The following is a 3656-nucleotide window of genomic DNA, read 5'->3' on the forward strand; positions in this document are numbered from 1 at the left end:
ATATCCGAACGCGCGGCGAATCGCGTTGCCCACCTACCCCTTCCAACGCACCCGCTACTGGCTCGACACACCAGCCGGGCCCACGGCACCGAGTGCTGACGACGGCAAGTTCTGGGCGGCGGTGACGTCCGGTGACACCGACGCGGTCGCCTCGGTGCTCGGGCTGGGCGAGGAGCGGCCCGACTGGCTCACCCAGGCGGCGCCCGTGCTGGCCCGCTGGCACGAAACCCAGCGCGCGAGTGAACAACTCGACGCCCTGCGCTACGCGGTCGAATGGACGCCGTCGACCACGATCGGCAGCGGCGCACCGGCCGGACGGTGGCTGGTCGTCACGCCGGACAGTGCAAACGAGCTCGCGTGGGCCCAGGCGGCGCGGGACGGCCTGCGTGCGGCGGGCGCCGAGGTGGTCGAGCTTCGGCTCGGTACCGAGGAGCGCGGCATGCTGGCCGAGCGCCTGCCGCCAGAGGTGGACGCGGTCCTGTCGCTGCTGGCGGCCGGAGACGCGCCGAACCAGGACGACCGGGCCATCCCGACGGGCACCGCGGCAACCCTCACGCTGATCCATGCCCTCGCCGATGCCGATCTGCAGGTTCCGGTATGGATCCTCACCGCGGGCGCGGTCGCGGTCAATCGGGCCGATGCCCTGCGCGATCCCGCACAGAGCCTGGTGTGGGGTCTCGGCCGGGTGGTAGCGCTGGAACAAGCCGAACGCTGGGGCGGGCTCATCGATCTCCCCGACGCGCCCGACGATCATGCGGTCCGGCGGCTGCTTGCCGTACTGTCCCAGCACACCGAGGACCAGATCGCGATCCGCGAATCCGGCACGTTCGCACGCCGATTGGTGCATGCCTCGGCGAAAACCTTTGCGTCCGAATGTCATCGAGCTCGCGGCACGGTGCTGATCACCGGGGGCACCGGAGCGCTCGGCGTGCAGGTTGCCCGGCGGCTCGCGCAGACGGGCGTCGAGCACCTCGTGCTGGTGGGGCGGCGCGGGCCGCAAGCACCGGGTGCGGAGGGACTCGCCGAGGAATTGCGTGCCTTCGGACCAGAGGTCGACCTCGTGGCGTGCGACGTGAGTGACCAGGCGGCGGTGGCGCAGTTGCTGGCCCGGTTCCCGGTGACCTCGGTGTTCCATGCGGCAGGCCTGCTCGACGACGCGGTGGTGGATGCCCTGAGCGTCGACCAGCTCGATCGGGTGCTGCGGGTCAAGGCGGCGGGCGCGTGGCATCTGCACGAACTCACCGCGGAGCTCGAGCTGGACGAATTCGTTCTGTTCTCTTCGATTTCCGGAGTACTCGGCATTCCGGGTCAGGGTGGCTACGCGCCCGGCAACGCCTATCTGGACGCGCTCGCCGAGTATCGGCGCGCCCGCGGCCTGCCCGCCACCTCCTACGCCTGGGGTCCGTGGGCGGGCGACGGCATGGCCGCACTGGATGGGGTGGCGGATCGGCTGTTGCGCCACGGCGTGCCGCCCCTCGATCCCGACCGGGCCCTGACCGTGCTCACGGCCGACGCCGACGCGGACCGCGCGAGCATCATGGTGGCCGATATCCGGTGGGACCGTTTCCATCTCGCCTACAGCGAGGCTCGGCGGCGCCCGTTCATCGAGGACCTGCCCGAGGTTCACGCCCGGGTCACGACGGGGCTGGACGACAGTGCCGACGAGCCGACGTCGCGACTCGCCGTCCGGGTGCGGGCGCTGTCCGGGCCACAGCGGTCGGCGGCGGTGCTCGAGGTGGTGCGCGCCCAGGTCGCCGCCGTGCTCGGCTACGCCGACGCGCTGCGCGTCGATGTCGAAAAGCATTTCCACGAGCTGGGTTTCGACTCGCTCACCGGGGTGGAACTGCGCAATCGGCTCGGTGTGGCGGCGGGTGTCCGGTTGCCGTCGAGTCTGGTGTTCGACCATCCGACCGCGGCCGCCGTGGCCAGGCACCTCGAGTCCCAGCTGGTCGGCGCGGACAACACCGAACCGGCCCGCGCACCCGTGGCGGCGCGCGACGACGATCCGGTGGTGATTGTCGCGATGGCGTGCCGCTATCCGGGCGGGGTCGACTCGCCGGAGGATTTGTGGCAGTTGGTCGTCGACGGCGGCGACGCCATCGGGGACTTCCCGGCCGACCGCGGCTGGGATCTGCGGCGGCTGCTGGGATCCGCGGACGGGCCGGGCAGCTCGGTGACCGGCCGCGGCGGATTTCTGTACGACGCGGCGAATTTCGATGCCGCGCCGTTCGGTATCTCGCCGCGCGAGGCGCTGGCGATGGACCCGCAGCAGCGACTACTGCTGGAAACCTCCTGGGAGACCTTCGAACGCGCGCGTATCGATCCGATGTCGTTGCGTGGCAACAAGATCGGCGTCTTCGTCGGTCTGACCTACCAGGATTACCACTCTAGGGTGGCCGAACCACCGGAGGAGCTGGCGGGCTATCTGCTGACGGGCGCGACCGCGAGCGTCGCCTCGGGCCGCATCGCCTACACCTTCGGGCTGGAGGGTCCAGCGGTCACGATCGATACGGCGTGCTCGTCGTCGCTGGTCGCCCTGCATCTCGCGGCGGCGGCGGTGCGGCGCGGTGAGTGCTCGGCCGCGTTGGCGGGCGGTGTCGCGCTGATGGCGACGCCGCACATGTTCACCGAATTCAGTCGGCAGCAGGGGCTTTCGTCGGACGGTCGGTGCAAGGCGTTCTCCCGTGACGCGGACGGGTTCGGTTCCGCGGAGGGTGTCGGTCTGCTGTTCGTCGAGCGGCTGTCAGCGGCCCGCCGCCAGGGGCACCCGGTCCTGGCGGTGCTGCGCGGATCGGCGGTCAACCAGGACGGCGCGTCCAATGGACTCACCGCACCCAATGGTCCTTCGCAGCAACGGGTTATCCGCCAAGCCCTGGCCAACGCCGGACTCACGCCCGCAGACGTGGACACCGTCGAAGCCCACGGCACCGGAACCCGGCTCGGCGATCCCATCGAGGCCCAGGCACTGCTGGCCACCTATGGGCAGGACCGCGACGAGCCGCTGTGGCTGGGATCGGTGAAATCCAATATCGGACACACCCAAGCCGCGGCAGGCGCGGCGGCGATCATCAAAATGATCCTCGCCATGCGCCACGGCGTACTCCCCCGCACCCTGCACATCGAGGAGCCCACGCCCGAAGTCGACTGGGACGCGGGCAATATCAGCCTCCTCGCCGACAACCGGCCGTGGCCCGAGCACGAGCGGCCCCGGCGGGCCGCGGTGTCGTCGTTCGGCGTGAGCGGCACCAATGCGCACATCATCCTCGAACAGCCACCCGCCGCCGACGAACCCGAAACCGGCACGCCGGACCGCATTGTCATTCCGTGGGTGTTGTCGGCGAAAAGCCCTGCGGCGCTGCGTGATCAGGCCCGACGCCTGAGCACGCGCGCCGACGCGAACCCGGCCGATGTCGGCTACTCGCTGGCCACCACCCGCGCGGCACTGGAACATCGCGCCGTCGTCGTCGGCACCGGCGACGAGCTGATGGCCGGACTGGCCGCCCTTGCGCACGGCACGCCGACGGACTCCGTCGTCGAAGGTGTTGCGGCAGCGGCGGGCAAGGTCGTGTTCGTGTTCCCCGGCCAAGGATCGCAATGGGCAGGCATGGGAGCAGACCTACTCGACACCTCACCAGTATTCGCCGAATGGATCGACC

At 70.4% G+C, this 3656-nt stretch carries 1 protein-coding gene; it reads left to right on the forward strand.

Going from position 1 to position 3656, the window contains the following annotated elements; translation table 11 throughout:
* On the forward strand, positions 1–3656 hold a 3656-nt coding region (locus ABZW16_RS43385), incomplete at both ends, for an SDR family NAD(P)-dependent oxidoreductase (protein ID WP_354961995.1).

Origin of the sequence: Nocardia sp. NPDC004604, from assembly GCF_040609795.1 — a bacterium.
Classification (GTDB): domain Bacteria; phylum Actinomycetota; class Actinomycetes; order Mycobacteriales; family Mycobacteriaceae; genus Nocardia.